The sequence below is a fragment of the Halomonas sp. MMSF_3323 genome, from assembly GCF_030733595.1.
Taxonomy (GTDB): Bacteria; Pseudomonadota; Gammaproteobacteria; order Pseudomonadales; family Halomonadaceae; genus Halomonas; species Halomonas litopenaei.
On the sequence record NZ_JASHIT010000080.1, the window covers coordinates 1 to 3,964 of the forward strand.

A 3,964-nucleotide genomic window follows, 5' to 3' on the forward strand; every position below is an offset into this window, starting at 1 on the left:
GGGCGGGGCCGACGTTCTTGTTGTTGTGGTCGCGACTGGCTAGCGCGACCCGACCAGCGTTGTTGTTGGTGTCATGAGCGGCCGGTGATGTTGTCGACGATCTTCAGCGTCGGCTCGGCCTGGTTGAGGGTGTAGAAGTGCAGTCCCGGGGCGCCGCCGTCGAGCAGGCGCTGGGCCAGGCGCGAGATCACCTCTTCGCCGAAGTCGGCGATGGCGGCGCTGTCATCACCGTACGCCTCGAGCTGCTTGCGAATCCAGCGCGGGATCTCAGCACCGCAGGCGTCGGAGAAGCGCGCCAGCTTGGAGTAGTTGGTGATTGGCATGATGCCGGGGATGATCGGTGCTTCCACGCCAAGCTGGCGGGCCCGCTCGACGAAGTGGAAGTAGGCGTCGGCGGTGAAGAAGTACTGGGTGATCGCCAGATTGGCACCGGCATTCATCTTGCGGGCAAAGTTCTGCAGATCCGACTCGAAGCTCGCCGCCTGGGGGTGAGACTCCGGGTAGGCCGCCACCGCAATCTCGAAGTGATCGCCGGTCTCCTCGCGGATGAACTCCACCAGCTCATTGGCGTAGCGCAGCTCGCCGATGCCGCCCATGCCGGAAGGCAGGTCACCGCGCAGGGCCACCAGGCTGTTGATGCCCTGGGCCTTGTAGTCGGTCAGCAGCTCGCGCAGCTGGGCCTTCTCGCTGCCGACGCAGGACAGGTGCGGCGCGGTGGTGATGCCGCACTCGCGCACCGCATTGACGGTGGCAAGGGTGCGATTCTGGGTGGAACCGCCGGCACCGTAGGTGACGGAAAAGAACCGCGGGTTGCGCTCGGCCAAGAGGTCCCGGTTGCGCATCAGCTTCTCCCGCCCGGCGTCGGTATTCGGGGGGAAGAATTCGAAGCTGATGCCCAGCGGGTGCTCTTGTGCGCTCATCTCGGGGTCCTCGTGAAGCGTGTCGGGCTACCGCAAATCGGCGGCCGTAAAGGTGATGGGTGCCATTGTGACGACTCGGCCTCACCCCGACCAATGAAAGTTTCGCGGGTAAACTTCAATTCTCTTCATATAAGAAAGGGGAGACTCATAACCATGTGTTCTAAAAAATGACCTCGGCAGCCGGACCGGGCTGACACCGGCGCGCCCAGACGGCATGATACGGGGCCTGGCACCCAAGGATGATGAACATGGCCGTCGACCCGACCTCGCTGATGGGCCCCCTGTGGACCCTGCTCGCCTTTGTCGCCCTCGGCGTCCTGTCCGCCAGGCGGCTCAAGGTCGACCCTCGTCCCATCGCCACCCTGCTGATCTACCTGATCGCTCCGCTGACCTTCTTCCGCGCGCTGGTACTGGGCGGTCCGACGCCGGTCTACCTCGCCTTGACCGCCGCCCTGTTCGTGATCGCAAGCCTGGTGGCCGTGCTCATAAATCGGCTGGGCAAGCGCTGGCTGGGGGATGAGGAAGGCTCGGTGCTGGCGTTTTCTGCCGGCACCGGCAACACCGGCTACTTCGGCTTGCCGGTGGCGCTGGTGTTGCTGCCCCCCTCCGGCGTCACCCTGTACCTGTTCTGCGCACTCGGCGTCACCCTTTACGAGTTCACCGTCGGCTTCTATCTAAGCGCCCGCGGCCGCTTTACGGTGCGCGACAGCCTGCTCAAGATCGCCAGGCTGCCGCTGATCTACGCCTTCCTGGCGGCGCTGCTGGTGGAAGGAGTCGGCATGACGGTGCCAGCGGCGGTGACCGATGCCATGTCGGTGTTTCCGGCAACCTACACCCTGCTCGGCATGATGATCATCGGCATGACCCTGGGTCGTGTTTCCGTGCGCTCGCTGGATGGGCGCTTTATCGGCGCCTGCGTGGCGGTGCGTTATGCCCTGTGGCCAATGCTGATGCTCGGCGCCGTCCTGTTGCTCAAGGCCACCACCGGGCTGTCACAGGACATGGCGTTGGCGCTGCTGTTGATCGGGGTGGTGCCCATGGCCGCCAACGTGGTGGTAGTGGCCATGGAGCTCGGCATCGCGCCCGAGAAGGGCGCCCTGGCGGTGTTGATCACCACCCTGGCCGCGCCGCTGGTGATCCCGCTGTACCTGAGCGGGATGCTTGGACTGGTGCAGTGAAGCTGAAAGGCGAAAGTCGCTAGCGCCGAGAGTGACTAGCGGGGAAACACGGGCGCTACCAATACCGCCTTGCCGGAAGGCCGCGATCTCAGACGCTCCACGTAGGCTCGGACATTTGGCGCCGCCTCCATCAGCGAGGAGGCGGGCGGCGTGGCCTCCAGATAGTCGAGCATCGGCGCCGCCAGGGCATCGGCCAGGGTGAAGCCATCACCGACGAGAAAGTCTCTCCCCGCCAACTGGTGTTCCAGGATGGCCAGTATCCGTGCCACCTCCGGGGCCGCCTCGCGAACCCGGTCTTCCCTCACCTCGCCATTGGGCCCCTTGGGAAAGACCAGTTCCAGCAGGTAGCGCCGCACGATGGCCTGGTCGGCCTGGGTGGCCAGCGCAGCACACCACTGATCCACCTGAGCCCGCGTCCAGTCACCCCTGGGTAGCAGGTCGGGCCCATCGAAGGCGCTCTCCAGGTAGCGGCAGATGGCAACGCTCTCGTACAGGCGCCGTTCGCCGTGAATCAGCACGGGAATCTTGTCGAAGGGATTGAGCGCCTTGAACTCCGGTGAATGCAGCTCGACCCGACGTCCTTCGACCTCCATCCCGACACTGTGCTCGATGCCCTTCTCATGACACACCAGCATCACGCTGCGCACGAAGTTCGAGAACGCGGGACCCACGATATGTACGCTTGCCATGCCAACCTCCTGGTTACCAGACGAAAAACCGCCGGCGCTTGCCGATATATACGCCGACGTGTGCGCGCGTCGCGCTCGTCTTGCAGCATGGCCGCAGGCAGCATGAGTTCAACAACTTATTTTTACGCCGCAGACGACGCCACATGGCAGGCACGGTCAATGACCCGCGGCTGAAGAAGAAATTGCGGGTGGCCAGCAGAACGCTGGCGAAGGCCAGCACCCCGCCCGTTAGACAAATCGAAGTGGTGAAGGAAGGCTCAAAAGCGCTCCTCAGGCCCCCGCCAGGGCGCCCTCGGGGCAGGCGCGGGGCATCGAAGGCTCGGCCTCGATCACCTGCCCTTCCCAGTCGATCAGCGCCAGGCTGCCGTCGGGACGCTCGATCAGCGCCGTGCAGTGCTCCACCCAGTCGCCGTCGTTGCAGTAGAGCACGCCGTCCTGGGCACGAAATCCGGCCTTGTGGATATGCCCGCCGACGTAGCCATCGAGTCCTTCCCGGGCCGCCTGGTGGATGGCCGCCTGCTCGAACTGTTCGACATAGCGCTGGGCCGCGCCGATGCGCCCCTTGACCGCCGCCGCCAGCGACCAGTAAGGCAGGCCCAGCAGGCTGCGCGCCTTGTTGCACCAGCGATTGAGCGACAGCACGAACTGATGCATGCCATCACCCAGCGCCATCAGCCAGGGGGCCAGGCGCACATGGGTATCGAACTCGTCGCCGTGGCTCACCAGCAGACGGCGACCATCGGCGGTCTCGTGGATCGCCCGGCGCTCGATGCGCACCCGGTGCATACGGATGCCACACAGCTGACGCAAGGCCGCGTCGTGGTTGCCGGGAATATAGATGATCTCGCAACCGCCCTTGGCCAGGCGCAAGAGACGCCCCACCAGGCGCTGCTGCTCCGCCGGCAGCGACGCCCGCCGATGCATGGCGATAAGGTCGATCACATCCCCTACCAGATACAGGCGCTCCGGGCGCACGCGGCGCAGCAGCCGCGACAGCAAGGCGGCCTGGCAATCCCGGGTGCCGAGGTGGAGATCGGAAATGAACAGGGTACGAGCGGTCAGTGATGTGGCCATGGGCAGTCTCCTGTGACGCCCACCCAGCCTGTCCTGCCCCGGTGACACTGCCGTGGCGCGACCATGACGAAACGATGACCGGTGCCGCCCCCTGCCCCGCTAT

4 protein-coding genes are annotated in these 3,964 nt (G+C 65.1%); 1 reads left to right on the forward strand and 3 read right to left on the reverse strand.

Going from position 1 to position 3,964, the window contains the following annotated elements; all coding sequences use genetic code 11:
• Positions 1-71 precede the first annotated feature (71 nt).
• A complete protein-coding gene (gene metF / locus RBB39_RS22590; RefSeq protein WP_222516151.1) occupies positions 72-920 on the reverse strand; it encodes a methylenetetrahydrofolate reductase [NAD(P)H] in 849 nt (282 codons plus the stop codon).
• A 248-nt stretch (positions 921-1,168) separates the two neighbouring features.
• Here metF and RBB39_RS22595 point away from each other — a divergent pair, with 248 nt between their 5' ends.
• Positions 1,169-2,098, forward strand: a complete 930-nt coding sequence (locus RBB39_RS22595) for an AEC family transporter (protein WP_306169434.1) — start codon at positions 1,169-1,171, stop codon at positions 2,096-2,098.
• 35 nt (positions 2,099-2,133) lie between these two features.
• Here RBB39_RS22595 and RBB39_RS22600 read toward each other — a convergent pair whose 3' ends face one another.
• Both RBB39_RS22600 and RBB39_RS22605 read right to left on the reverse strand, forming a co-directional pair.
• Complete coding sequence (locus tag RBB39_RS22600) at positions 2,134-2,787, reverse strand: glutathione S-transferase family protein (RefSeq protein WP_222516152.1); 654 nt, start codon at positions 2,785-2,787, stop codon at positions 2,134-2,136.
• Positions 2,788-3,057: 270 nt separating this feature from the next.
• Positions 3,058-3,861, reverse strand: coding sequence for a UDP-2,3-diacylglucosamine diphosphatase (locus RBB39_RS22605; RefSeq protein WP_045992239.1), 804 nt, complete (start codon positions 3,859-3,861; stop codon positions 3,058-3,060).
• Positions 3,862-3,964: the final 103 nt, after the last annotated feature.

Coding starts and splice junctions, on each gene's coding strand:
- metF (WP_222516151.1), bottom strand. CDS start 920: ATGAGCGCACAAGAGCACCCGCTGGGCATCAGCTTCGAATTCTTCCCC.
- RBB39_RS22595 (WP_306169434.1), top strand. CDS start 1,169: ATGGCCGTCGACCCGACCTCGCTGATGGGCCCCCTGTGGACCCTGCTC.
- RBB39_RS22600 (WP_222516152.1), bottom strand. CDS start 2,787: ATGGCAAGCGTACATATCGTGGGTCCCGCGTTCTCGAACTTCGTGCGC.
- RBB39_RS22605 (WP_045992239.1), bottom strand. CDS start 3,861: ATGGCCACATCACTGACCGCTCGTACCCTGTTCATTTCCGATCTCCAC.